Genomic DNA, 25,021 nt, shown 5'->3' with positions numbered 1-25,021 from the left:
GGTGCTGCCGCCTAGTCCCGGGTCAGCTTGCGGTAGGTGACCCGATGCGGCCGCGCGGCCTCGGCACCGAGCCGGTCGACCTTGTTGCGCTCGTAACCCTCGAAGTTGCCCTCGAACCAGAACCAGCGGCCCGGGTTCTGGTCCGTGCCCTCCCAGGCCAGGATGTGCGTGGCCACCCGGTCAAGGAACCACCGGTCGTGGGAGATGACCACGGCGCAGCCGGGGAACTGCTCCAGCGCGTTCTCCAGCGAGCCGAGGGTCTCCACGTCCAGGTCGTTGGTGGGCTCGTCGAGCAGGATCAGGTTGCCGCCCTGCTTGAGGGTCATCGCCAGGTTGAGCCGGTTGCGCTCGCCGCCGGACAGCACCCCGGCCGGCTTCTGCTGGTCGGCCCCCTTGAACCCGAACGCGCTGACGTACGCCCGCGACGGCATCTCGACCTGGCCGACGTGGATGTAGTCCAGTCCCTCCGACACGACCTCCCAGACGTTCTTCTGCGGATCGATGCCGGCGCGGTTCTGGTCCACGTAGGACAGCTTGACCGTCTCGCCGATCTTGACGGTACCGCCGTCCGGTTCTTCCAGGCCGACGATGGTTTTGAACAGTGTTGTCTTACCCACGCCGTTCGGACCGATCACGCCGACGATGCCGTTGCGCGGCAGGTCGAACGACAGCCCGTCGATCAGCACCCGGTCGTCGAAGCCCTTCTTCAGGTCGGCGACCTGGACGACCACGTGGCCCAACCGCGGGCCGGGCGGGATCTGGATCTCCTCGAAGTCGAGCCTGCGGGTCTTCTCCGCTTCCGCGGCCATCTGCTCGTAGCGATCGAGCCGGGACTTGGACTTGGTCTGCCGGGCCTTGGCGTTCGACCGCACCCAGGCCAGCTCCTCCTTCAGCCGCTTCTGCAGCTTCTGGTCCTTCTTGCCCTGGACCTCAAGGCGCTCGGCCTTCTTCTCCAGATACGTGGAGTAGTTGCCCTCGTAGGGGTGCGTCCGGCCGCGGTCGAGCTCGAGGATCCACTGGGCCACGTTGTCGAGGAAGTACCGGTCGTGCGTGACGGCCAGGACCGCGCCCGCGTACTGCGAGAGGTGCTGCTCGAGCCAGAGCACGCTCTCCGCGTCCAGGTGGTTGGTGGGCTCGTCGAGCAGCAGCAGGTCGGGCTTGGACAGCAGCAGCTTGCACAACGCCACCCGACGCCGCTCGCCACCGGAGAGCACCTTGACGTCCGCGTCCGGCGGCGGGCACCGCAGCGCGTCCATGGCCTGCTCCAGCTGGGAGTCCACGTCCCACGCGTCGGCGTGTTCCAGCGCCTCCTGGAGCTTGCCCATCTCCTCCATCAGCTCGTCGGAGTAGTCCGTGGCGAGCTGCTCGGCGATCTGGGTGAACCGGTCCAGCTGCAGCTTGACCTCGCCAAGGCCCTCCTCGACGTTGCCGAGGACGGTCTTGTCCTCGTTCAGCGCCGGTTCCTGCATCAGGATGCCGACCGAGTAGCCGGGGGTCAGGAAGGCCTCGCCGTTGTTCGGCTGGTCCAGCCCCGCCATGATCTTGAGGACGGACGACTTGCCGGCCCCGTTCGGCCCGACCACGCCGATCTTGGCCCCCGGGTAGAACGCGATCGTCGCGTCGTCCAGGATGACCTTGTCCCCGTGCGCCTTGCGCACCTTCTTCATGGTGTAGATGAACTCCGCCATGCCCGCGATCGTAGAGCGGTCGGCACGCGCGATTCACCGCGACTGCCGCGAACGCACGCCTGACGGCCGTGAACCCCGGTATGTGGATCATGCCGCGGGCTCCAGCAGCGACGGCTTGCGCTCGATGACGACGTCGCAAAGGCTCAGGTCGGGGCCGATGCACTTGGCGTCCAGCGTCAGATCCGAGCGCGGCCCGCTGTCCGTTTCGTACTTGTCGGTGTAGACGCGGCCGGTCACCATCACCGGGTCCCGCACGGTGAGAGTGGCCGCCACTTTCTCGGCGAGCTTCCGGTAGCACTTCACCCGGAGGTAGAGGCTCTTGCCGGCGACCCACTCCTTGGTGTCCGGGTCGTACCGGCGTTCGTTGGCGGCCAGGGTGAAGTCGGCGTACAGGGTCCCGTCGGGGAGGGTGCGGGTCTTGACGTCGGTGATGATCCGACCGGTCGCGGTCAGTTTGGTCTCGTTCCATGCCATGGGGATCACTCCTTGGTTCGGCGGTCTTGCCTGTGCTTCCAGCGTGCCGACCGGGGGTGATCATGGCCAGGGGGTGGCGGCCGGGTGTGGACAACTCGGACCATGTGGATAACTCGGTGCTCGGCGCGGGGTGGGGCGCCGAAAGTGTCGGTGGGGTGTGCTAGCTCGTACCTACTTCGTTTCGTTCTGCTGTTCTGCCTGGTCGGAGGCTGTTTTGGCAGTCCTACCAGCACCGCCCATCTGGGCCAGCATCGCGTTGTAGGCGGTCAGTTCGGCCTCTCCGTCGGCGTCCGCGCGACGATCTCGGCGGCGGGCCTCGCGCTCGTCCTGGCGGGCCCACTGGACGAGCAGTGCGACCACCACGACCAGCAGCGGGACCTCACCGGCGGCCCACGCGATGCCGCCGCCGAGCCGCTGGTCGGACAGTGCGTCGGTGACCCACGGCAGCCCCAGTGACCGGTAGAACCGGTCGCCGATGATCTGCTGCATGCTCATCAGCACCACGCCGAAGAACGCGTGGAACGGCATGGACGCGAACACCATGGCGAGCCGGCCGACCGGGGGCAGCCGCCGCGGCGTCGGGTCGATCCCGATCACCGGCCAGTAGAAGACGTAGCCGGTCAGCAGGAAGTGGGCGTTCATGGCCAGGTGCGCCCAGTGCAGGTCGAGCGCGTAGTCGAACAGCCCGGAGAAATAGAGCACATAGAACGACCCGACGAACAACACAAGCGCCACAACGGGATGGGTCAACACACGGGCGACCGGCGACTGCACGAACGCGAGCAGCCATTCGCGTGGTCCGGGCGGGGCCTCCTTGCCCGCGGCCGGCAACGCCCGCAGCGCCAACGTGACCGCGCCGCCCAGCACCAGCAGGATCGGCGCGAGCATCGACAGCATCATGTGGCTGATCATGTGGACGCTGAACATCGCCGGGGAGTAGCGGCCGATCCCGGACGACGTCCCGAGCAGGATCACCGCGCAGCCGCTCAGCCAGGCCACGGTCCGGCCGACCGGCCACTTGTCGCCCCGGGCCTTCAGCCTTCGCACACCGAGCAGGTAGAGCACGGCGAGCGCGATCGCGGCGGTGCCGTAGATCAGGTCGAACCGCCAGTCCAGCATCAGTCGGACGAACGTCGGCGGCCCGTCGAGCGAGTACCCGATGCGGATCTCGATGGGTGTCGGCCGCAGGACTTCCTGTTGCGGCGGCGGGGTTCTGGCCAGCCCGGCGGCGATCCCGAAGGTCACCATCATGACCAGCACCTCGAACGCGGCCAGCTTCACCAGGGCCCGGCCGGACCCGGTTTCGACCACGTGCCTGACACCGCGTCGCCGTTGGAAGTAGCCGAAGACGCCGAGGCCGACCAGTGCCGTGGCCTTGGCGAGCACGAGCAGGCCGTAGTTGGTGGTGAACAGGGCGCCGAGCGGCAGCCGGACCCACGCGTTCACCAGGCCGGACGCGGCCATCGTGATCCAGCAGCACAGCGCCAGCCTGGAGAACCTGCTGGCCGCCAGCCCCAGGTACGCGCCCTTGCGACGGCCGTGCGCGAGCAACGCGACCAGCCCGCCGACCCACAGCGCGGCGGCGAGCAGGTGCAGCATCAGGCTGTTGGTCGCCAGGTCGTGCTGGCCGCCGCTGGACGAGTGCCCGCTGACCCCCAAGGGGAGCAGCCCGGTGAGTGCGATCAAGAACAGCACCGCGGTCCAGCCCCAGGTGAGCACCATGCGGCTGCCCAGTGCGGCGAGGAACGCCAGCGCGGCGGTGATCAGCCAGGCGTTGGTGGTGTCGACCTCCGACGACAGGTCCAGGAGCGTCCGGATGTCCAGCAGTTGCGTGACCGGCCGGCCGAACGTGTCCGCGGTGGCGAACGGAATCGACAGCAGCGCGCACGCGAACCACACCCAGCCCGCCCAGCTGGCCATCCGCACCGACGCGTAGCCGTCCGGCGCGAGCATGCCGGATTCGCGTGGCGGCACCATGAACGCGGCGAACAGTAGTGAGCCGACGCAGATCACGCTGGCGATCTCGGCGAGTACACGCACGATGATCTGGCCGTATGCGGTGAACGCGCCCGGGTTGGGCACGCCGGCCACGTACCGGTCGCTCACCAGGGCCAGCAGCCCGGCCGCCACGACCACGGCGAGGACGCCGCCCACCACTATCAGCGGGCCGATCCGAGCGCGAACTCGTTTCATCTCGGGCTTCGGCGGAGCGTCTGTGGAGGACACGTACTGAGCGTAGAACGCATCCTGTCGACTGATCTCCGGTGGGGATCAGCTGGCATGTGCTAACATTTATTTGCATGTGCTGGGTTCCACTATGGCTGACATGAGCCTGCCGACTGGGGACGAGTTACTGAAGGTGCTGGCGACCCTCGCCAACCCGCACCGGCTGCGGGTGGTCGCGGCGTTGACGGAGGAACGCAACTACGTCAGCCGGCTCGCGCGCGAGCTGGGCATCAGCCGCGCGCTGTTGCAGGTACACCTGCGGAAGCTCGAAGCCGCCGGGTTGGTGTCGGGGCACCTCGAACTGTCCGACGACGGCAAGGCGCTGAAGTACTACGAGGTCAACGGGTTCGCGTACGACCTCACGCCGGCCGCCATCGCGGCCGCGGTGCGCACCCTCAGCACGTCGGACGAGCAGAAGGGAACTTGAGCGTGAACTGGCACCAGTGGCAGGAGGTCATCGCGACCATCGGCGTGTTCGTACTGCTCACCGCGGTGCTCACGGTGACGGTCTGGCAGGTGGCGTCGACCCGGCGGGCGAAGGCAGCCGTCATCCGCGACCAGGAATTCCGCACGCTCGCCGAACGGGCAGTGACCAGTCAGGAGAGCACCGAGCGACGGCTGGCGGAGATCGAACGGATTCTCAAGGAGGTCGAATAGGGACTGGGTCGTCGAGCGGCCACTCGACGACCCAGATGAAGAAGTTCGCGACCACTCCTTCCCGTAAAGGACAACACTTCATGCCGCACAAAGGCAAATCGATGACGGCCGCGCTCGTGGCCGCCTTACTGTTGTCAGGCGCTCAGGCGGCCGATGCGACACCGCATGTCAGATGGCATCCGTGCCCTGAGGACGGCACGGCCGAATGCGGAACGCTCCGCCTCCCGGTCGACTGGTCGAACCCCTGGGGGGACACGTTTGATCTGGCCGTGGCCCGCCGAAAGGCAACAGGAGAGCGGATCGGCGTGCTGCTGACCAATCCGGGCGGCCCCGGCGACTCGGGCGTGGACTTCGTCCTGCGCGCCCCCACGTATTTCAGCCCGGACGTCCAGGCGCGGTTCGACATTGTTGGATTCGACCCGCGCGGGATCAAACGCACCCACCCGATCACCTGCTCGCCGGACGTGCTGGCCCGGCAGCCGTCGGCATACCCCCGCGACCAGGCCGAGTTCGACCGGATCGCGGCGTACAACCGGACGCTACGAAAGGACTGCCAGGCCCGCACCGGCCCGGTGTACGACCATCTCGACACGCTGTCCACCGTGCAGGACATGGACGCGATCCGACGGGCTCTGGGTGAACGGCGGATCAGCTACTTCGGCCACTCCTACGGCACGGTCATGGGCGAGCAGTACGCCGAACTGTTCGGCGACCGGGTCAGGGCGATGACGTTGACCGGCACCGTCGACCACAGCGCGGACACCACGAGCTTCTTCACCGACGTGGCGGGTGCCGCGGAGGACTCGTTCGACGAGTTCGTGAAGTGGTGTGCGGGCAATCCGGTATGTCCGCCCGATGTGGCTTCGGTGTGGGACAACGCGCTCGCCAAGCTGGACCCCGACTCCCAGGCTGCCGTGGCGTTCCGGGCGACGGGCATGCTCAAAGGCCCACAATGGCCTGAGCTGGCCAAGTGGATCCCGACGATCTCACCCATGAAGATGCCCGTGCCGCCGCAGTTCGTCGCGATCCTCTGCCAGGACTGGCAGGTCCGGCCGCAGTCCTATGTGGACCTAGCACGGCTGACCGCAGCTGAAACGCAGGCGGCACCCCATATGCGAGGCGCACCTGAACACTTCGCGGCCGTGGGCTGCATCGGGCTGCCGCCCGCGAACAACCCGCAGCACCGGCTGCACGTCACCCACGCGCCGACGATCCTGATCGCGCACTCGCGGCACGATCCCGTCAGCGCTTACCCGTGGGCGGTTAACGTCCGTCAACAGATAGGCAACTCCGTTCTCTTGACCTATGCGGGATGGGGACACCAGGTGTACACACGCAACTCGTGCACCCGATCCGCCGTGGACACATATCTCACGACATTGCGGGCACCAGCTGACGGAACTCGTTGCGCGCCATGAGGGTGGCGGCGTCAGGGAACGTGTGGGTGAGGCCGCCCGGCAGGCCCGGCACCGGTGTGCCCAACGTGGTCACCACCTCGGCCAACCGGCCGGCGCCGACCGTGGACCTGACGCCGTCCTCCACTTCGTTCCACTCCCCCGTGTCCAGCAGCCGGCCGATCCGGCCGACGATGTGGATCAGCCCCTCCCAGTACGGCAGATGCAGCCGCACCAACAGGTTCTCCTGGTCACCGGGGAAGATCTCGACCAGGCCGGGCGAGTCCCCGACCCTGATCGTGCGCCGGTACGTGTCCCCGTCGACCGACTCGACACCCGGAATCGCCCGCCCCGCAAGCGAAGCACGGACCGAATCCCAGTCGAACGCGGACACGACCGGATGACGTAACAAGAGGCCGCCGTCGGCGACAAGACGGTCCGCGCGCCGACGGCGGCCCCGCAGGTCCATCGGGGAGGCGCGGAACACCTCCTGCATGGTCCGGTTGAACTGGCGCAGGCTGCCGAAACCGGAGGCGAACGCGATGTCGGCCGCTGTGAGGTCCGTGTCGTCCAGCAGGCGACGGGCGAAGTGCGCCCGACGGGACCGCGCGAGCTGATCCGGGCTCGCGCCAAGGTGCTGGCGGAACATCCGGCGCAGATGCCGCGCCGACACGCCCACCCGGGCCGCGAGCCCGTCCTCGGTTCCCTCGTCCAGGGCGCCTTCGATGATCAGCTGGACGGCCTCGCACACCAGCTCCGGCGCGTCCGACCCGACCGGACCGGCCACCCGGTACGGACGGCACCGCAAGCACGCCCGGAACCCGGCGGCCTCGGCCGCCGCGGCGAGCTCGAACGTGCGTGTGTTCTTCGCCAACGGTTTCGCGCCACAGCCAGGTCGGCAGTAGATGCCGGTCGTGACGACTGCGGAGTACGTGGTCATGTCCGTAGTTGTACGCCATCGCACCGACATTTCCCGGCGGCATTCGGACAGGGACATCTTGTCCAGATATGGCCGGACTCCCGGCCCCCGCCACCGGAATCCTTCTCGTCGTCCACTCCCGCACGACTACAGGAGATCTCGTGCTCATCAAGGTGTTCCCCATCAAGCTCAAGGACGGCAAGCAGGCCGAGGCCGAGGCGGTCATCGAGGAGTACGCGCCGAAGGGGCCGGGCGCCGAGGCAGGGACACTGTCGTTCCGCGTCTACCGCGACCTCACCAAGCCGGACTACCTGCTGTTCGTCGAGCACTTCGCCTCACAGGACGCGTACGACGCGCACACCGGCTCCGCCGTGTACAAGGAGCTGATCGCCGGGCGGTTCTCCGACCTCGTCGTGGACTTCGTCGAGATCAACCACGAGCTGCTCGTCGCGCTGTGACCGGGGTGGGTCGTGTCCGAAAATGGCCAGACCGGACCCGGCCCACTCGCTACGTTCATGGTCATGAACGACTTCGCCAGCCTGCACAAGCCCGGTGACCCGCTGTTGCTGCCGAACGCGTGGGACGTCGCCTCCGCGGTGCTGATCGCCAACGCCGGCGCCAAGGCGGTCGCCACGACCAGCGCGGGAGTCGCCTGGTCGCTGGGTGTGCCGGACGCCGCCGACCTGGGCGCGGACCGGCTCGCGGCGGTCGTCGCACGGATCACCGCCGCGGTCGACGTCCCGGTCTCGGTGGACATCGAGGCAGGCTATGACGATGTGGCCGCGACCGTGACCGCGGTCGTCCAGGCTGGTGCGGTCGGGGTGAACATCGAGGACCGCGCCGACGGCGTGATGTTCACCCCGGCCGAGCAGGCCGATCGGCTCGTCGAGGCACGCGCCGCGGCGGACCGGCTCGGGGCGCCACTGTGGATAAACGCTAGGACAGACGTGTACCTCGCGGGTGTCGGCGGGCTCGCGGAGGCGCAGGAACGCGCGGCGGCGTACAGCGTCGCGGACAGCCTGTTCGTGCCTGGACTGATCGACCTGGACGCGATCGCTGAACTGGCCGAGGGGCCGTTGCCGATCGCCGTAATGGCGTGGGCAGGCGCGCCTTCCGTCGCCGACTTCGCCAAGGCCGGCACGGTGCGGATCAGCCTCGGGTCAGCGATCGCACAGGCCGCGTACGCCGTCGCCACGCGTGCGACGGTCGAGATGCTCACCCAGGGCACGTACGACACGACCGCAGGCGGCTCTGACTACGGCGCGGTGAACAAGGCTTTGTCGAAGTAAGGCGTCACCAGCCGCGGGCGATCCAGTCCGGAAGTGCCGGTTTCTCGGTGCCGACGGTGGTGTCCGGGCCGTGGCCGGGATGAATGACCGTGTCCTCGGGGAAGTCGAGCAGGCCGCGGACCGACTCGATGATCGTGCGAAAGTCGGACAACGGCCAGCCGGTCAGGCCCGGACCACCTGGGAACAACGTGTCTCCGGTGAACAGATGCCCTGGTAAGGCAAGCGTTACGCCGCCGGGCGTGTGCCCAGGGGTGTGCAATACCCGAACGTCCACCGGGCCGACGCGCACTGTGTCGGTCACGTACCGGTCGAAGGTTCCGTGCCAGAGGCTGGTGTTCGGGGTGAGCGGGACGCCTTCGGCGAGGAGCTTCGCGGTGTCCAGGCCGGCGTCGAAGTGGCCGTTCTCTTTCAAGAACGTCAGTTCGTGTCGCCACACGTCCTCCTCGGCGCGGTGGCCCAGCACTGGGACGTCCAGTGCCGTGGCCACCGCGTCGACCCCCATGACGTGGTCGAAGTGGGCGTGGGTGAGCAGGATCGCCGTGACATCGAGGTCCGCGACGGCTGCCAGCACGCGATCGGGGTCGTCGCCCGGGTCGACCAGGAGCGCGGCGCCGGAGCTGTGGAGAACCCAGCAGTTGGTGGCCAGCGGGCCGACCACGATCCGGCGGAACTCGATCATCCGACGGACTTGAGCAGGTTCTCGGCCCAGCCGGGGTCGGTGTCGCGGGCGATCGGATAGCCCGCCGCCCATGGGCCTTCCCAGCGGACGTCGATGCCCGGGTTGTGGACGCTGGATCCGTCCGGCAGGAACAAGTGTGGGCTGCCGGTGACGTCGTCGGTCTGCGCGACCTTGTGGTCGGCCATCACGTGCGACCGATACTTTCCCTCGTCGAGCGCCGTGGCCAGGGCTATGACGTCCACTGTGGATGTTTCGGCCGCCACGTCGAGGATCACCTGGCGGTGGCCGATGGACTTCGACTCCAGCCAGAACGCCTTGCGCAGCGCGCGATCCAGGTCCTCGGCCGGCCCCAGACCCTGGGCTTTGGCGGCGTGCACGGCCTCCGCCGCCAGCAGGACGGTCGACGGGTACAGCCAGTCGGCCGCGCTCCACAGCCGGAACCCGGCTTCGGGCGCGATCTGGCCGAGACCGACGGCTTCGCTGTCCGTGCCGGGCCGGGGATGCGGGCCGTTGAACAGTTCGAGCGCGAACGTGTGGTGGTCCAACCGGACGTCGAGGCCGAGTCGGTCGCGGGCGGCGGTGAGCCGGTGGATCGCGACATGGGCGAACGGGCACAACAGGTCCGACCAGACCTGGATCGTGCCTGGGGTGACAGTGATCATTCCTCGTGCTCCGTGCCTGGTGGGTTGGTGGCGAAACGGACCGGTGCCAGCAGGACGGCCGTCCGTCGCTCGGTGGCCATGACCCGGTCGTACTCGTCGAGGTCGTCGTGCCGGCCGCCGGCCGCGTGGTAGATGTCGCGCAGCAGCCGGGGAAGGTCGTCGACGGGTTCGTCCGGTCCGGCCAGCGTGACCGGGCCGGAGACCGCCACCCACTCCCAGCCGGCCCGGAAGACCAGCGTCGCCTCGGGATGGTGCCGCAGGTTCGTGAGCTTGGCCGTGGCGCCACGCGCGACGAACGCGACGACGGACTCACCGGTGTCAGGATGCGGCAGGATGCCCGCGTTCACGACGGACGTGGCAGGTCTTCCGTCGGGGCGCTGGGTCACCAGGACGGCGAGCCAGTTGTCGGCTCCACCGAGTTCGGCGACCAGGCGCAGTCCTTCGGCATGCTCGATCATGGAACCACCCAGAGAATCGGACTACGGTCCACATCACTGTATCGGACCGCGGTCCGTTTCAGCCAGTGACCGCCGCCACAAGTTGCACGACACCAGCCACGACGCGTTCCGCGGAGAAGGACGCCCTGGTCGCTTTACGCAGGTCCGCGGCGACCGCGGCGAGCAGGGCGTGCGCGAGGTACTCGGCATCCAGGTCCGGCCGTGCCTCGTTCAGCATGATCCGTACGTGCTGGTGCCAGAACCGGTACGCGCCCACCCGGTACCGCGCGCCCGGACTCGCCGTCTCCGACAGGTGCACCAGGTCGAGGTTCTCTTCGAGGAACAGGGCGTACGCGGCGAAGAACGCCACCAGCCGGTCATTCGCGGGCGCTCCCGGCCCCAGCGGCGGCGTGCCGCGGAGGATGGCCTGCTGCAGATCCTGCTCCCGCACGTCGAGCAAGGCCGCGGCCAGCCCGGACTTGTCCCCGAACCGGCGGAACAACGTGCCCTTGCCGACCTGCGCGGCGCTCGCGATCTGGTCCATCGACACGTCGGCGACGCCGTGTTCGGCGAACAGCCGGGCCGCGGCCTGCAGGATCTTGACCCGGTTGCGGGCGGCGTCCGCCCGTTCCCGGACGGGCGCCTGACCGAATTCCATGTCAGCCATAGGACCGGGACTCTACGGCCGCGGTACGCGCGAAGGCATGACGGGCCGAAGTCCCCCCGGCAGGACTTGAACCTGCGACCAAGAGATTAGAAGTCTCTCGCTCTATCCGCTGAGCTACGGGGGGTTAAGGCGGTGGTACCTGCCGGATGGGCAGGTTAGCCGTCTCACCGGATTTGATCGTTCGACAGGGCTCTGGTGTTTCTGAATCGCACCAGTCCGGGTGAACAAGATCACCGGGAGGGGACCGGGCCGCTCGACGATCTTGTCACGAGAGTGACACCGATGGTCACCGGGGGACCCGGTTGGTGGCCGCTGAGCAGGCGAAGGACCAGGTCACCGGTTCTTCTGCCCTTCTCAAGGAGGTCCTGGCGGACGGTGGTGAGGTCGGCCCAGGCGGCCGCCGGGGTGTCATCGAATCCGACGATGGTGAGGTCGGCGGGGACGGTGAGACCAAAGTCTCTCGCCGCGCGGATCGCCCCGAGGGCCAGTTCGTCGGACATGCACAGCAGCGCGGTCGGGCGGGGTTCTTGGCAGAGCAGCCATTCCGCGGCCGAACGGCCGTATTCCCTTCGGCTGTCCGGCGCCTCCCAGACTGCCGGCTCGACCGGCAGGACCGCCAGGTAGCCAGCCATTCTTTCGGCCGTCACCTGGAAGTCCGCCGATTTCATCCTTTGTGGACCCGCCGGTCCGGTGTGCCCGCCGGTGGCGAACTCGAGGCTGATCACTCCGATGTGCCGGTGACCCAGATCGACTACGTGTTGTGCGGCCGTTCGGGCGCCTTCCCGGTCGTCCACTCGCACCGTCGCGACGGTTTCGACGGTCGGCTGATCGACCACGACGAGGGGCAGGCCACGGTGTTGGACCGCGGTGATGGCCGGAGCGTTGTTCTGCAACGAATAGGCAACAACTACGTCGGCATGAACCGCGGCCACCGCGGACGGACGCGGCCCGCCGCCATTCGGCCCACCGGGCATCAGGACGAGCGACCGGTCGCCGGTGTCGACAGTGGACGCCAAGGTGTCCAGCGTGATCGACAGGGCCGGGTCGGAGAACGCCGCCGAGAGTCGCTTGTCGAGCATCACCGCGACCGCGCCGGCACGCTGTGTCGCCAGGCTGCGAGCCACCGGGTCGGGGCCCGCGTACCCCAGGCGCGCCGCGGTGCTCATGATCTTGGCGCGCAGCCGCTCGGACAGCTGGTCGGGCCGGTTGTAGGCGTTCGACACGGTGGCGCGGGACACGCCGACCTCGCGTGCCACCGTGTCCAGAGTCGGTCGCCGGCTGCTCACGCACTGAGCGTACGCAGCGCGGTCCGGAAGCCGGCCCACTGGATTTGCTGAAGCGCTTCAGATAGCGTGGGTGACCGATCCCGAGGAGGTCACGTGCGGTCTGCGGTCGTCGCCGTACTCGGCGTGTTCGCCCTGAACGGCGTGGTCTTCGGCTCGTGGGCGCCGCGGGTGCCCGCGCTCGCCGCCCAGGTCGGCGCGGCTGAAGGATCGCTGGGCCTGTCCCTGCTCGGCGGCAGCATCGGGATGATCGCGTCCGCGTCCGCCACGGGACGCCTGTGTGCGCGGTTCGGCGCGCGAGTAACGGTCGGCGTCACCGCGCTCGCCGGGTGCGCGATCCTGCCCGCGCTCGGACTGACGGCGTCACCGCTGCAACTCGGGCTCGTCCTCGTTGTGTTGGGCGCGGCTGTCGGCGGGCTCGATGTCGCGATGAACATCGCGGCCGTGACGGCCATCAGGCAGAGTGGTCGGGCGATCATGCCGATCTTTCACGCGGCCTTCAGCATCGGCGGCATGCTCGGCGCCGCAGGTGCCGCCATCGCCGCCGCAAACGACCTGAGCCCGCTACGGCACCTGAGCATCACGGCGGTCGTTGGCGCCTTGATCGCGCTCGCGTTCGTACGGTGGATCCCCGTCGAGACAAGGTCGGCGGAACGGTCCGAGCCGAACCGCTCGGTGGTCCGTCGCCCGGTGCTGTGGCTGCTCGGGCTCATCGCGTTGTGCTCCTCGATCGCCGAAGGCGCAAGCGTCGACTGGTCTGCCTTCTTCGGCGTTCACCAACGCGGGCTCGACGAGTCCGCGGCGGCGCTGGTCTACGCGGGCTTCTCCGTCGCCATGGCGGTCATGCGGCTCCTCGGCGAACGGATCGAAGGACGTTGGGGCTCGACACGGATGCTCGTCGTCGGCGCGGTGACAGGCGCGCTAGGACTGTTCGTCGCCGTGCTCGTACCGTTGCCCGTGTTCACGTACATAGGCTTCGCGCTCGCTGGACTGGGCCTTGCGTTCGGCTTCCCGGTCGCGCTCGAACTGGCGGGCGCGTCCGGGCGGCGGGCCGACGGTGGCGGTGGTGAACGGGAACTCGGTTTCGTGAGCACGATCGCCTACAGCGGCTTCCTGATCGGGCCACCGATGGTCGGCGGCATCGCGTCCGCGGTTGGCCTGCCGGTCGCGCTGGCCGTGGTCGCGGTGATCGCATGCGCCATGGCGCCGCTCGCCTTGGCGGCGCGCCGGGCCGGGCGCCGGGAAGCGCGTCACGAGACCCGATCGAGCGCTGCCGGAGCTCGATGACGTCGCACTACCGCCGCCGCAGGAACGCCTTCCGGATCTCCGACACCACCACAATGGACAGCGCGACGCCGACGCAGCCAAGCCACTGCGGGACTGTGAGCGAGGTCGTCTTGAGCAGGGCCTGGAGCGGGCCGAAGGTGGTGGCCAGCACAATGGCCACAATGGATATCGCGGTGGCGATGGTGAAGGGCTTGTCGGCGAACGTGTCCAGGGTGAAGACCGTTCTCAGCTCGTCCTTGGTGGTGATCGAGAAGAAGAGGTTGAACAGCGAGAACGTGACCAGGCCCATGGTGTGGGCCATCCCTTGGTCCGCCCAGGTGATCACGCCGAGTGTGCCGGCCGCCATGACCAGGCCGACGGTGACCAGCCAGACGAACAGTCCTCGGGGCAGGATCGGTTGGTCGGGCCGGCGGGGTTCGCGTTCCATCAGGCCGGCCGCGGGTTTGCCGTAGCCGAGGCCGACGGACTGGATCACGCCGGTGGTGAAGTTGACCCACAGTGTCTGCAGCGGCAGGAACGGGACGCCGCCGAGGATGTTGAACACGCTGGCGCCGAGGAAGGCGAAGATGAACCCGAACAGGGTTCCCATCTGGTAGCGGACGTACTTGACCAGGTTGTCGTAGAGTCCGCGGCCGAGCCGGACCGCCTTGACGATCGTGGCGAAGTCGTCGTCGGTCAGGATCATCACCGCGGCCTCTTTGGTGACCTCGGTGCCGGTGATGCCCATCGCGATCCCGATGTCGGCCTTCTTCAGGGCCGGCGCGTCGTTCACGCCGTCGCCGGTCATCGCGACGATGTGGCCTTGTCTGCGGAGCAGCTCGACCAGACGGACCTTGTGCTGCGGTGTCACGCGGGCGATCACGCCGATGTCCGAGAGCCTGCGTACGGCCTCGTCGTCGTCCATGGACTCGAACTCCGCGCCGGTGATCGCCTGGCCCTCGATGCCGAGTTGCCGCGCGATCGCCGTCGCGGTGACCACGTGATCGCCGGTGATCATCCGGACCCGGATGCCCGCGGTCTTCGCGGTCGCGATGGCCTGTTTGGCGGTGGGCCGCGGCGGGTCGACGATCCCGACCAGGGCGAGCAGTTCCAGGTCGTTGACCAGGGACAGCAGATCAGCGTCCGGGTCGAAGGAGTCCATCGCGAAGTCCTTACGGGCGGTGGCGAGCACCCGGAGGCCCTGTTCGGCCAGTGCCCGGTTCTCGGCCAGGTAGCGCTCGCCGTCGACCGGGCCGGCCCGCGCGAGCAGCTGGTCGGGGGCGCCTTTGACGAAGCACCGGATCACCTCGGTGCCCGATTCGTCGGTCATCCGATGGAACGTCGCCATCAGCTTGTAGGCCGCGTCGAACGGCAGCTCGGCGACGCGCGGGTAGGCCTGTCTCGTCGACGTGGCGTCCACGCCGCCCTTGGCCGCCAGGCACACCAGCGCGCCCTCTGTGGGGTCGCCGATCAGCTCGCCATCGCTGACCACCGCGTCCGACGCGAGCACCATCGGCATCAGGAACTGGTCGAGCGGGATCTCGGAATCCCCTGCCACCCGGGTGATGCGGCCGTCGGTGGCGTAACCCGTCCCCTCGATCGTGTACCGGCGGCCCACGACCGCCATCCGCACCGCGGTCATCTGATTGAGGGTGAGCGTGCCGGTTTTGTCCGAGTTGATCGCCGACGTCGAGCCGAGCGTCTCGGTCGAGCGGAGCTGCTTCATGATGGCGCCGGCCTGGGCCAGCCGTTCGGTGCCCCAGGCCAGGATCGTGGTGACCACCGCGGGCAGGCCGGTGGGGATGGCCGAGATCGAGAACGCCACCGCGGCGTTGAACACGGCCGTGAACGTGTTGCCGCGGGCCAGGTTGATCACCATCGAGACGACCAGGGCCACCCCGGCGATCCAGAGGATCTGCCGGGTCAGCTTGTCCAGCTGACGGGTCAGCGGGGTGGTCGCGGCCTTGTCCGCCTGCAGCATGCCGGAGATGTGGCCGACCTCGGTCGCCATCCCGGTCGCGGTCACCACGAACTCGCCGGTCCCCCGGGTGACGTTGGTGTTCATGTAGACCATGCCGGTCCGGTCGCCGAGTGGCGTGTCAACGGCCGCCACCGCTTCGGTGGTCTTCGACACCGGCACGCTTTCGCCGGTGAGCGCGGACTCCGCGATCTCCAGGGTCGCCGCTCTCAGCAGCCGTCCGTCCGCGGGGACGACGTCGCCCGCCTCGACGGAGACGAGGTCGCCAGGGACGAGTTCCGCCGCCGGGACCTCGATCAGCTGTCCGTCCCGGCGCACCTTGGCCTTGACGACCATCATCTTCCGCAGTGCCGCGACAGCCGCGGCCGCCTTGCCCTCCTGCCGTAGCCCCAGCACGGCGTTAACCAGTGTTAACACGATCAGCAACAACCCCGTGCCGAGTTGCTGGAGCGGGTAGAAGCTGGCGGCGCCGGCCACTACCAGCACGATCTGCATCGGATCGGCGTACTGGCGGAGGAACGCGCGCCAGCGCGGCTCGACCTTGGCCGCGGACACCGTGTTCGGGCCGAACCGTTCGGCCCGCGACGCCACGTCCGACGAGCTCAGGCCGGTCCGTCCGACCTGCTCGGTCTGGAGCACTTGGTCAGCGCTGAGGGTGTGCCATACCGGGGTCACCTGTTCTCCTTCCCGGCGACCACATTGGTGCCCGCGTTCCCCGCCACGACCCGCGCGATGTCGGTCAACGCGCCGATCGCGGCCCGACGGCCCGTTCCCGCCGTGAACCGGGCGGCGGCCGCCACCTTCGGGCCCATCGAGCCGGCCGCGAACTCGTAGCCGGTCAGCTCCTCCGGTGTCACCCAGTCCAACCGCCTCTGCTCGGGCGTTCCCCGGTGGACATAGACACCGTCCACATCGGTCGCCATCAGGAACAGGTCCGCGTGCACCTGCTCGGCGAGCAGGCCGGCCGCGAAGTCCTTGTCGATCACCGCCTCCACACCCGTCAGGCTGCCGACACCCATGGCCGTGGGGATACCGCCGCCACCGGCACAGATGACCACGGCGCCATGCGCGAGCAGCCACTTCACGGGCACGATCTCCACGATCTGCTGTGGCTTCGGCGACGGCACCACCCGGCGCCAGGCAAGGCCGTCCTGCCGGAACACCCAGCCGTGTTCCGCCGCCAGTTCAGTGGCGGTCTGCTTGTCGTAGATCGGGCCGACGAACTTCGCCGGCTCGGCGAACGCCGGATCGTCCGGGTCCACCGTGATCATGGTGAGCAGGGTGGCCACCTGGTGCCCCGGCGGCAGCAGGCTCCTGAGCTCCTGCTGGATCAGATAGCCGATCATGCCCTGGGTGCCGGCGTCCAGGACGTCCAGCGGATACGGTTCGGCATCCGGGTACGCCGACGCCTGCAGGGACAACAGCCCGACCTGTGGCCCGTTCCCATGGGCGACAACGACACTGTGCTCCTCGGCCAGCGGAGCGATCGCCTCGGCCGCCACCCGGATGTTCCGCCGCTGGACCTCGGTGGTCAACGGATCCGAACGACGCAGCAGCGCGTTGCCGCCCAACGCCAGCACGATCCGCATCCTCACTCCCCTCGCCGAGTGCGCGTGACGTAGACCGGAATGCCGAGCAGCAGCGCACCCCCGGCCAGGAAGAACGGCGCCCAGTACAGCCAGAAGCTGTGGCCGCCGTTGCGCGAGTACCAGATGAACAGAACCGAGAACACCAGCGACACCACGGCCACAGTCAGATCCCGGACGAACGTCGGCCGGTCGAGGGTCCGGCGGTCGGCCCAACGCCAGGTCAGCTGGGCCAATGCCGAGAACCCGTACGGAATCGCGGCGGTGATGCCCGTCATCAGGATCAGCGTGGTGAAGACGGTCGCGCCCGCCGAGCCCAGATAGTTGACGATCACCGCCACCGACCCCAGGACGGTCGACGCGACGATCCCGAACACGGGCACACCTCGGGCCGAAAGCCGTTGGAAACGCTCGGGAAACAGGGCGTCGTTCGCGGCGGCCAACGGCATCTCGGCGCAGATCATGGTCCAGCCGTTGAGCGCGCCCAGCCCGGAGACGATCACCGCCACGGCCATCACGTCACCCGCCACCGTGCCGCCGAAGATGGCGTTGACCGCGTCGGAAAACGGAGCGCTCGCCGAACCGAGTTGCGAGCTGGGCAGGATGCCGAACACCGCGGTGAGCGACATCAGGTAGACGACGGAGGTCGCGATCGTGCCCAGAACCGTGGCACGGGGGATGTTGCGATCTGGATCACGCACCTTGCCGGCGGCCACCGCGGCGGTCTCCACCCCGAGGTAGCTGAACAGGGCGATGGCCATGCCGCCGCCGATCGCGGTGATCGCGTTCTGCCCGCTGGCGTTCCAGGGGGTGAAGTTGGCGCTCTTGAGGAAGAACAGCCCGACCGTGGCCATGAACGCGAGGGCGGCGAACTTCAGCACAGTGGACGTCACCTGGACCCATCGCATGTTCCGGACACCGGAGAGGTTGACCGCCGCCGGCAGCCACAGTCCAATCAGGACCAGGATGACCGAGAACAGCTTGTTGTGGCCGGTGTTGACGAAGTGCTCGACGTAGAGCACCCAGCCAACTGCGATCGCGGCGTTCCCGGCCCACGCCGTGATCCAGTACGACCAGGCGTTGAGGAACCCGATCCGGTCTCCGAAGGCGGCCCGCGCGTACGCGTACGGCCCGCCGTCTGCCGGCATACGGCGGGACAACGCGGCGAACAGCATGGCGAGCGCGAGCGCACCCACTGTGGTGAGCGCCATCGAGACCAGGCTGATCGGGCCGTACGCCGCCAACGCGGTCGGGAGGTTGAAGATGCCGACACCGATGATGCTGCCCACGATCAGCGCCATCGCCGCGGTGAGCCCGAACTGCCGTTGCTTGGCTTCGCCTTCGACTGCGTTCTTCACCGTTCAAGCGTCCGGTCGTGGGGTGGCGGGCCACATCACCCACCGTGGGCGAATCGCCTGGCCACGTTCCGCGTGTTGCATGGAACCGGTTCACCCATCGTCCGTAAGGAGTCCACTATGGAGCTGGGAGTGCACTCGGAGGTCGGCCGGCTGCGCCGGGTCATGGTCCACCGGCCCGGCCTGGAACACACCCGGCTCACCCCGTCCAACGCGGAGGAGCTGCTCTTCGACGACGTCCTGTGGGTCCACCGGGCCAAGGTCGAGCACGACAGTTTCTGTGAGGTGATGCGCGAACACGGCGTGGATGTCCTGTACACCGAGCAACTGCTCGCCGAGGCACTGGTCAAGCCCGAGGTGAAGGACTGGGTCAGCGACCGCGTCCTGAACGAACGGGAAGTCGGCGTCACCGCCGCGGCACGGGCCCGTGAATGGCTCCAGACCGCGCGTCCGGACCAGGTCGCGGAGTTCCTGATCGGCGGCATCACCAAATCCGACGTGGCCCGTGACATCGGGCTCGGCTGGGAGTCCGCGGACCCGACCGGCATGCTGCTGCCGCCGTTGCCGAACTTCCTGTTCCAGCGCGACCCGTCCTGCTGGATCCACGAAGGTGTCACGATCAACCCGATGACCAAACCCGCCCGCAAGCCGGAGACCATGATCGTGGAGGCGATCTACCGCTTCCACCCGGCGTTCGCCACCGAGCGCTTCCCGATCTGGCTGGGCGGCAGCGACGAGAACTGGGGCCGGGCGCACGTGGAAGGCGGTGACGTGCAACCGATCGGCAACGGCACCGTCATGATCGGCATGGGTGAACGCACCACCCCGCAAGCCGTGCTGTGGATCGCCCGTTCGCTGTTCCGGGCCGGCTCCGCGCGGCGCGTACTCGCCGTGCTTCTACCGAAGTCACGCACGTACATGCATCTTGACACCGTCATCACCATGTGCGACCGGGATCTCGTCACCCTGTTCCCGCAGGTGATCGACGGCGCCCGGACCTGGGCGATCACTCCCGGTGAGTCCGCCGAGGACCTCGTGGTCGAACAGCAGCGCGGATCGTTGCCCGACCTGATGGCCAAAGCCCTTGGCGTGCCCAAGATGCGGACCATCGAGACCGGCGGGGACGCGTTCGGCGCCGAGCGCGAACAATGGGACGACGGCAACAACGTCGTCGCGCTCGAACCCGGTGTGGTGATCGCCTACGAGCGCAACACCGCCACCAACACCGCACTGCGCAAGGCCGGCGTCGAGGTCATCACCATCGAGGGGTTCGAGCTGGGCCGGGGCCGGGGCGGCTCGCACTGCATGACCTGTCCACTCCAGCGCGACCAAGCGTTCTGACCCGGGGAGCAGCCATGGCTTTCAACCTGAGGAACCGGCACTTTCTCAAGGAGGTCGACTTCACGCCGGACGAACTGCGTTACCTGCTACGCCTTTCCAAGGCGCTGAAGGTCGCCAAGTACGCCGGCATCGAGACCGAACTGCTGGCGGGCAAGGACATCGCCCTGCTGTTCGAGAAGACGTCGACCCGGACCCGGTCGGCGTTCGAGGTCGCCGCGCACGACCAGGGCGCCCACGTGACCTATTTGGACCCGTCCGGGTCCCAGCTGGGACACAAGGAGTCCGTCGCGGACACGGCCGCGGTCCTCGGCCGGATGTTCGACGCGATCGAGTTCCGCGGCAGCCAGCAGGCCGACATCGAGACTCTCGCCGCGCACGCCGGCATCCCTGTCTACAACGGACTGACCGACGACTGGCACCCGACCCAGATGCTCGCCGACTTCCTCACCATGCAGGAGGCCTGTCAGAAACCCTACGCGGACATCTCCTATGTGTTCGTCGGGGACTGCCGGTTCAACATGGGCCGCTCGTTGCTGGTCATGGGCGCGTTGATGGGCAGCGACGTCCGGATGGCCGGGCCGACCCCGCTGCTGCCGCCGAAGGACGTCACCGAACTCGCCACGGACATCGCCGCCAGCACCGGCGCGCGCATCACCATCACCGACAATCCCACAGCGGCCGTGCTCGGTGTCGACTTCGTCCACACCGACGTGTGGGTCTCCATGGGCGAGACCAAAGAGGCCTGGGCCGAACGCGTGCGGCTGCTCGAGCCGTATCAGGTCAACACCGAGCTGATGGTGAAGACCGGCAACCCGTCGGCCAGGTTCATGCACTGCCTGCCCGCGTTCCACGACACCAACACCACTGTCGGGGCGGAGATCATGACCCACACCGGGATGACCGCCGGCCTTGAGGTGACCGGCGAGGTCTTCGACTCCCCCGCCAGCATCGTGTTCGACCAGGCCGAGAACCGCCTGCACACGATCAAGGCGATCCTTGTCGCGACGTTGGGCTGAGCACGTGGAACTGCCACGGTCCGAGGGCGACGAACAGTCCGGGGTGGACGAGTTCGTCGCCGTCCCGGTCGAAGTCGGTGCCCGTGAGCAGGTCCGTGAGACACCACATCCGGCCGCGCAGGTCCGTCCAGGGGAGCGGGATCCGGGCCTGCGCGGGCTGCCCGGCGAAGTTGACCACGATCACGTGCCGGGCGCCGTCCGCAGCCGACCACGACCAGGCGAGCAGCGTGCGGTACGACGGGTTGTCCGGCCAGCCCTCGGGTCGCAGCTGCCGCCATGAGCCCCGGCGCATTCCTTCCTCCGCCACGACGGCCAGCAGTCCGCGGTACCACCCGGCGAGTTCCTCGTCAAGTGGTTCGTCCGGCCGCCGGGCCAGGAACACCGGCGGCCGGACCCGGCGGCCCTCGAACTGTCCCTCATGCCAGAGGGTCGCGCCGGGCAATGTGGCCATGGCGACCGCGGCGGCCCGTTCGGCGTCCTTGGGGAGGCGCTCCGCGATCCTCGGCTCGTCGTGGTTCTCCAGGAAACGCACCAGTCGGGACTGGTAGCCGGGAGCGGCGGCCAGATGGTCACGGATCGTCGGCACGTTCACGTCGACGACCCGGTCGTAGAGCCGTTTGTCGTAGCAGAAGGCGAATCCTTGTTGCTGCAGCGTGTACTCCTGATCCCAGTACGCTTCCGCGAACAGGACAGTCTCCGGATGCGAGGCGCGCAGGCCGCTGACGACCGTCGGCCAGAACTCGTCGTCCGGCGTGGACCCGACCCACTCGCCCCAGGTCTCGCCGAAGATCTCGTTGGTCATCAGCATCGCCATGTCGCAACGGATCCCGTCGCACTGGTCGGCGATGCCGGCCAGCGTCCGGATGGTCGCCGCGCGCAGGGCCGGCGAGTACGCGTCGAGTTGGACGACGTCGGGCCACGGCGGGAAATACGGGTCGCGACCGCGGGCGAGTACGTTCCCGTCCACCGCGATCCAGCCTTCTGGGAGCGCTCTCACGTCTTCGCCGTCCCCCTGCACGAACAGTTCCGGGCGACCGGTCACCCACGGATGGTCAGGGGCGACATGGTTGGGCACGTAGTCCAGGATCAGCCGCACGCCGCGACCGGCCAGCTCCGCCCGTGCCACCGCCAGCCCCTCGGGACCGCCGAAGGCCGCGTCCGCGACATAACGGCGAACGCAGTACGGCGACCCGATGACATCCTCGGCGCGCAGGTCCGGCAGCACCTGCTCGAACGACGCCCGCAGTTCGGCGTTCGCGTTCGCGATGGCCAGGCCGGCGGGGCTGCGTTCCCACACGCCCATCAGCCAGACCGCGTCGATCCCGACCGGGGTGATCGCGTCCCACTCCGACGCGGGCACGTCGGCCAACGTCACCCGTCGTCCGACGGCCCGCGCGACCGCGTTCAGCCAGACCGCCGTGTTGACCTCGTACACAACCGGCTGTCCCGGCCATCCGTTCACTGCCCCACTCCCTTGAACAACAACGGGAACAGTGCCACCAGCCCGGTCCACCCGGTCTGGTGGCTCGCCCCGATCCCGGCGCCGTCGTCTCCGTTGAAGTACTCGTAGAACAGCACGAGGTCACGCCAGTCGCGCAGGGTCGGTTGGCCGCCGTGCACCGGCCGCCGGCCTTCGGTGTCCGCCAGGAAGGTGCCTGTCAACCGGTCGGCGACCTCGCGGGCGACCTGGTAGAGGTTCATCCGCCGACCGGATCCGGTCGGGCATTCGACGGTGAAGTCGTCGCCGTGGAACTCGTACAGGTGCAGCAGCGCGCGGATGATCATCACGTTGATCGGGAACCACACCGGGCCGCGCCAGTTCGAGTTGCCGCCGAACATCCCGCTGTCCGACTCCGCCGCGGTGTAACGGACGCTGTACTCCTGACCGTCGACGGCGAGCACGTAAGGATTCTCCTTGTGCCATCGGGAAACCGAGCGAATCCCGTACGGCCCAAGGAATTCCTGCTCGTCCAGCATCCGCGTCAGGATCCGGCGCAGCCGATGTTCGTCGAACAACGCGAACAGCACCGGCCCAGCACCCGCCACCTGCCTGCCCTGGCCCGAAAGCGCCGCGGTGACCGCTGGATGACGATCGAGGAACGCGGTCGCGTCCCCGACCAGCTGGGGATACTTGTCGCGGACCGCGCCGCCGATCACGGTCGCCGCGGCCAACGGGATGAGTCCGACGATCGACCGGACCTTCAGCGGCGTGGCACAGCCGTCCGGTCGCCGGAGCACGTCGTAGAAGAACCCGTCCTGCTCGTCCCACAAACTCGTCCCGTCCGGGCCGACGTGGTTCGTGGCCGCGGCGATCCACGCGAGGTTCTCCAGCAACGCCTGCGCGTGCTCCAGGTACGTCGGGTTGTCGTGGGCGAGTTCGACCGCCATCTGGATGAGATTCTGGCAGTACAACGCCATCCAGGCGGTGCCGTCGGCCTGGTCGAGCCGCCCGCCGCCCGGTAGCGGCGCACTCCGGTCGAACACACCGATGTTGTCCAGGCCGAGAAACCCGCCCTGGAAGACGTTCCGGCCGTCCGGGTCCTTCCGGTTGAGCCACCAGCCGAAGTTCCGCATCAGCTTCTGGAACACGTTCTCCAGGAACGCCCGGTCACCGGTGCCGGTCGCGGTCCGGTCGAGCTCGTAGACGAACCACGCGGCCCACGCGTGCACAGGCGGGTTGACGTCGCCGAAGTTCCACTCGTACGCCGGCAACTGGCCGTTCGGATGCAGATAACGGCGGTTGAGCAACAGGTCGACCTGCCGCTTGGCGAAGACCGGGTCCACCGCCGCGTGGGCAACCGCATGGAAAGCCAGGTCCCACGCGGCGAACCAGGGGTACTCCCACTTGTCCGGCATCGCGATGACGTCCTCGGCGACCAGGTGTCGCCAGTCGTGGTTGCGCAGGCCCGCGTCGGCCGCGAGTGGGTCGGCGCCGCGCTCGGCCAGCCAGCGCTCCACGTCCAGCGCGTAGTACTGCTTCGACCAGATCAGCCCGGCCAACGCCTGGCGACACACCAGACGCTCGTCGTCGGAGAGGTTGACCGCGAGCAGACGGGTATGGAACTCGTCCGCCTCGTCACGACGGGTGCGCATCACCTCGTCGAAATCGCCGAACGGGTCGCTGTACTCGGTGTCGGACAGCCGTATCCGCACGGTCGCCGTCCCACCCGATCGGACCGAGAGCGTGTAGTGCATGGCTGCCTTGGTGCCCATGCCGTCTGGGTTGACCGCGGTCGTGTCGCCGCCCACGACCGCGCGGTCGATACCGTCCTTGACATAGGGATGATCGTTCGGCGAACCGAACACGCGCTCGTTGTTCGTCTCGTTCTCGGTGACGAGAATCGGGACCGGCTGATCGGCGTCGCACCACCGCACACCGAGTTCGGGATGCTCGGCGCGCACGGCACCCGCGACCGTGTGCAGGGAGGGTCGCGGCGCGTCGCCTGCCCACGACCACGTGTGCCGGAACCACAGTGTGGGCAGGACATGCAGGACCGCGTCCGCCGGGCCGCGATTGTCCACTGTGACCACCATGAGCAGGTCGTCCGGTGTGGACTTGGCGTACTCGACTGTGACGTCGAAGTACCGGTCGCCGTCGAAGACCCCGGTGTCCAGCAACTCGTACTCGGGTTCGGTCCGTCCTCGCTGTGCGTTGGTGGCGACCAGATCGGCGTACGGGAACTCGGCCTGCGGATACTTGTAGAGCATCTTCAGGTAGGACGCGGTCGGCGTGGCGTCAAGGTAGAAGTAGCACTCCTTGACGTCCTCGCCATGGTTGCCCTCGGGGTTCGTCAACCCGAACAGCCGCTCCTTGAGCATCGGATCGGCGCCGTTCCACAGCGCCAGCGACAGGCACAGCAGCTGGCGGTCGTCGCTGACACCGGCCAACCCGTCCTCGCCCCACCGGTACGCCCGGGAACGGGCCTGGTCGTGCGGGAACGACGCCCACGCGTCCCCCGCGCCGTAGTCCTCCCGCACGGTGCCCCACTGCCGTTCGCTGAGGTACGGTCCCCAACGACGCCAGGGGACACCGTTCGTGTCCGCCTCGGTCAGTCGCTTACGCTCCGCATCGCCCACACCGGCCAGCCTGTGCCACGCTGACCG

General features: G+C 68.3%; 22 protein-coding genes and 1 tRNA gene. 8 read left to right on the top strand and 15 right to left on the bottom strand.

Features of this window, described 5'->3' with window-relative positions:
* Window positions 1–11: 11 nt before the first annotated feature.
* The 3 genes from ettA to EV192_RS43790 form a co-directional block, all read right to left on the bottom strand.
* Window positions 12–1,688 carry an energy-dependent translational throttle protein EttA gene (ettA, locus tag EV192_RS43800; protein WP_132124668.1) on the bottom strand — a complete coding sequence of 559 codons (1,677 nt, stop codon included), beginning with the start codon at window positions 1,686–1,688 and terminating at the stop codon, window positions 12–14.
* 87 nt (window positions 1,689–1,775) lie between these two features.
* Complete coding sequence (locus EV192_RS43795; RefSeq protein WP_132124667.1) at window positions 1,776–2,162, bottom strand: single-stranded DNA-binding protein; 387 nt, start codon at window positions 2,160–2,162, stop codon at window positions 1,776–1,778.
* A 171-nt stretch (window positions 2,163–2,333) separates the two neighbouring features.
* The gene (locus EV192_RS43790; RefSeq protein WP_132124873.1) at window positions 2,334–4,355 is read right to left on the bottom strand and encodes a bifunctional copper resistance protein CopD/cytochrome c oxidase assembly protein; all 2,022 of its coding nucleotides are present in this window, start codon (window positions 4,353–4,355) and stop codon (window positions 2,334–2,336) included.
* A 133-nt stretch (window positions 4,356–4,488) separates the two neighbouring features.
* Here EV192_RS43790 and EV192_RS43785 point away from each other — a divergent pair, with 133 nt between their 5' ends.
* The 3 genes from EV192_RS43785 (at window position 4,489) to EV192_RS43775 (ending at window position 6,463) form a co-directional block, all read left to right on the top strand.
* Window positions 4,489–4,815, top strand: a complete 327-nt coding sequence (locus EV192_RS43785) for an ArsR/SmtB family transcription factor (protein ID WP_424923431.1) — start codon at window positions 4,489–4,491, stop codon at window positions 4,813–4,815.
* Window positions 4,816–4,817: 2 nt separating this feature from the next.
* The gene (locus EV192_RS43780) at window positions 4,818–5,045 is read left to right on the top strand and encodes a hypothetical protein (protein ID WP_132124665.1); all 228 of its coding nucleotides are present in this window, start codon (window positions 4,818–4,820) and stop codon (window positions 5,043–5,045) included.
* 269 nt (window positions 5,046–5,314) lie between these two features.
* Window positions 5,315–6,463 carry an alpha/beta fold hydrolase gene (locus EV192_RS43775; protein ID WP_207926698.1) on the top strand — a complete coding sequence of 383 codons (1,149 nt, stop codon included), beginning with the start codon at window positions 5,315–5,317 and terminating at the stop codon, window positions 6,461–6,463.
* Here EV192_RS43775 and EV192_RS43770 read toward each other — a convergent pair.
* Window positions 6,417–7,379 carry a helix-turn-helix domain-containing protein gene (locus tag EV192_RS43770; RefSeq protein WP_132124664.1) on the bottom strand — a complete coding sequence of 321 codons (963 nt, stop codon included), beginning with the start codon at window positions 7,377–7,379 and terminating at the stop codon, window positions 6,417–6,419. The two genes, EV192_RS43775 and EV192_RS43770, sit on opposite strands and share 47 nt — an antisense overlap.
* A gap of 140 nt (window positions 7,380–7,519) precedes the next feature.
* Here EV192_RS43770 and EV192_RS43765 point away from each other — a divergent pair, with 140 nt between their 5' ends.
* Together EV192_RS43765 and EV192_RS43760 are read left to right on the top strand one after the other, a co-directional pair.
* Window positions 7,520–7,816, top strand: coding sequence for a putative quinol monooxygenase (locus EV192_RS43765; RefSeq protein ID WP_165960923.1), 297 nt, complete (start codon window positions 7,520–7,522; stop codon window positions 7,814–7,816).
* A gap of 63 nt (window positions 7,817–7,879) precedes the next feature.
* Complete coding sequence (locus tag EV192_RS43760) at window positions 7,880–8,647, top strand: isocitrate lyase/PEP mutase family protein (RefSeq protein WP_243727450.1); 768 nt, start codon at window positions 7,880–7,882, stop codon at window positions 8,645–8,647.
* 4 nt (window positions 8,648–8,651) lie between these two features.
* On the opposite strand, the gene EV192_RS43755 is transcribed toward EV192_RS43760, so the two are convergent.
* The 6 genes from EV192_RS43755 to EV192_RS43730 form a co-directional block, all read right to left on the bottom strand.
* Entirely contained in the window at window positions 8,652–9,326 is a 675-nt protein-coding gene (locus EV192_RS43755; RefSeq protein WP_165960922.1) for an MBL fold metallo-hydrolase, read from the bottom strand.
* Window positions 9,323–9,988, bottom strand: a complete 666-nt coding sequence (locus EV192_RS43750) for a DsbA family oxidoreductase (protein ID WP_132124660.1) — start codon at window positions 9,986–9,988, stop codon at window positions 9,323–9,325. Before EV192_RS43750 ends, EV192_RS43755 begins: the two co-directional genes overlap by 4 nt.
* Entirely contained in the window at window positions 9,985–10,446 is a 462-nt protein-coding gene (locus EV192_RS43745; protein ID WP_132124659.1) for a pyridoxamine 5'-phosphate oxidase family protein, read from the bottom strand. Before EV192_RS43745 ends, EV192_RS43750 begins: the two co-directional genes overlap by 4 nt.
* Before the next feature lie 58 nt (window positions 10,447–10,504).
* Complete coding sequence (locus tag EV192_RS43740; RefSeq protein ID WP_132124658.1) at window positions 10,505–11,083, bottom strand: TetR/AcrR family transcriptional regulator; 579 nt, start codon at window positions 11,081–11,083, stop codon at window positions 10,505–10,507.
* A gap of 60 nt (window positions 11,084–11,143) precedes the next feature.
* Window positions 11,144–11,216, bottom strand: a tRNA-Arg gene (locus EV192_RS43735).
* A 106-nt stretch (window positions 11,217–11,322) separates the two neighbouring features.
* Complete coding sequence (locus EV192_RS43730) at window positions 11,323–12,378, bottom strand: LacI family DNA-binding transcriptional regulator (protein WP_243727449.1); 1,056 nt, start codon at window positions 12,376–12,378, stop codon at window positions 11,323–11,325.
* Between the two features lie 93 nt (window positions 12,379–12,471).
* Between EV192_RS43730 and EV192_RS43725 the strand changes: the two genes are divergently transcribed.
* Window positions 12,472–13,662 (top strand): MFS transporter, encoded by a 1,191-nt coding sequence (locus EV192_RS43725; protein WP_132124657.1) that lies wholly within the window; start codon window positions 12,472–12,474, stop codon window positions 13,660–13,662.
* Between the two features lie 7 nt (window positions 13,663–13,669).
* Here the strand turns inward: EV192_RS43725 and EV192_RS43720 are convergent, their stop codons facing one another.
* Genes EV192_RS43720 through EV192_RS43710 form a run of 3 tightly spaced genes read right to left on the bottom strand, consistent with a single transcriptional unit; the run spans window position 13,670 to window position 18,563 of the window.
* Complete coding sequence (locus tag EV192_RS43720) at window positions 13,670–16,294, bottom strand: cation-translocating P-type ATPase (protein WP_132124656.1); 2,625 nt, start codon at window positions 16,292–16,294, stop codon at window positions 13,670–13,672.
* Window positions 16,291–17,208: a carbamate kinase gene (gene arcC, locus EV192_RS43715; RefSeq protein WP_132124655.1), complete on the bottom strand. Its 918-nt coding sequence runs from the start codon at window positions 17,206–17,208 to the stop codon at window positions 16,291–16,293. The genes EV192_RS43720 and arcC overlap by 4 nt, the downstream gene beginning before the upstream one ends.
* Window positions 17,209–17,210: 2 nt before the next feature.
* On the bottom strand, window positions 17,211–18,563 hold the full coding sequence (locus EV192_RS43710) for an APC family permease (RefSeq protein WP_207926696.1): 1,353 nt from the start codon (window positions 18,561–18,563) through the stop codon (window positions 17,211–17,213).
* 117 nt (window positions 18,564–18,680) lie between these two features.
* On the opposite strand from EV192_RS43710, the gene EV192_RS43705 reads away from it, so the two are divergent.
* Entirely contained in the window at window positions 18,681–19,901 is a 1,221-nt protein-coding gene (locus tag EV192_RS43705; RefSeq protein WP_132124654.1) for an arginine deiminase, read from the top strand.
* 14 nt (window positions 19,902–19,915) lie between these two features.
* The gene (gene argF, locus EV192_RS43700; protein ID WP_132124653.1) at window positions 19,916–20,917 is read left to right on the top strand and encodes an ornithine carbamoyltransferase; all 1,002 of its coding nucleotides are present in this window, start codon (window positions 19,916–19,918) and stop codon (window positions 20,915–20,917) included.
* Here argF and EV192_RS43695 read toward each other — a convergent pair.
* Window positions 20,886–22,379, bottom strand: a complete 1,494-nt coding sequence (locus tag EV192_RS43695) for an alpha-amylase family glycosyl hydrolase (RefSeq protein ID WP_132124652.1) — start codon at window positions 22,377–22,379, stop codon at window positions 20,886–20,888. The two genes, argF and EV192_RS43695, sit on opposite strands and share 32 nt — an antisense overlap.
* Complete coding sequence (locus EV192_RS43690) at window positions 22,376–24,994, bottom strand: MGH1-like glycoside hydrolase domain-containing protein (RefSeq protein ID WP_243727448.1); 2,619 nt, start codon at window positions 24,992–24,994, stop codon at window positions 22,376–22,378. Before EV192_RS43690 ends, EV192_RS43695 begins: the two co-directional genes overlap by 4 nt.
* Window positions 24,995–25,021 lie beyond the last annotated feature (27 nt).

The sequence above is a fragment of the Actinocrispum wychmicini genome, from assembly GCF_004345645.1.
In the GTDB taxonomy this organism is placed as follows: domain Bacteria; phylum Actinomycetota; class Actinomycetes; order Mycobacteriales; family Pseudonocardiaceae; genus Kibdelosporangium; species Kibdelosporangium wychmicini.
The sequence above is the reverse complement of the archived record's forward strand: the minus strand, read 5'-3'. Positions and strand labels throughout refer to the sequence as shown.